The following is a 489-nucleotide window of genomic DNA, read 5'->3' as shown; positions in this document are numbered from 1 at the left end:
CGAGACCGCCTAAAAGGCCGCTCTTACCATGTCGGTTGGGAATACGCCCATGTTGCCATCGACGATAACAGTCGAGTGGCACACAGCGGTTTGTACGCAGACCAAAGTGGGCGTAGCGCCTGCCTCGCGCTGATCCGGGCCCTGCGCTACTACGCAAGCCTTGGCGTTTGCTTCGAGCGGGTAATGACCGATAACGGCCCTTGCTACAAGTCCGGACGTTTCAAGCGTCTATGTCGACGGCTGGGGCTTAAACACATCTATACCAAACCTTACACACCACGAACGAATGGCAAGGCAGAGCGATTTATCCAAACCGCTCTGCGCGAATGGGCCTACGCCAGAAGTTACGAAAGCTCAGACCAACGTGCGACCTACCTGACGTCGTGGTTGCACGAGTACAACTGGCATCGCCCGCATGCCAGCCTGAGTTATTTGCCACCAATTAGCCGAATAGCATCCGTGAACAACGTGGTGGGTTTACACAGCTAG

1 protein-coding gene is annotated in these 489 nt (G+C 55.6%); it reads left to right on the top strand.

What is annotated here, in order from left to right:
- On the top strand, nt 1-489 hold a 489-nt coding region (locus tag ACM6I5_RS19820; protein WP_414884490.1), incomplete at its 5' end, for an integrase core domain-containing protein.

The organism is Pseudomonas sp. IT-P171 (genome assembly GCF_949767765.1).
GTDB classification, from domain to species: domain Bacteria; phylum Pseudomonadota; class Gammaproteobacteria; order Pseudomonadales; family Pseudomonadaceae; genus Aquipseudomonas; species Aquipseudomonas fluorescens_B.
This window is presented reverse-complemented; position numbering and strand designations above follow the sequence as displayed.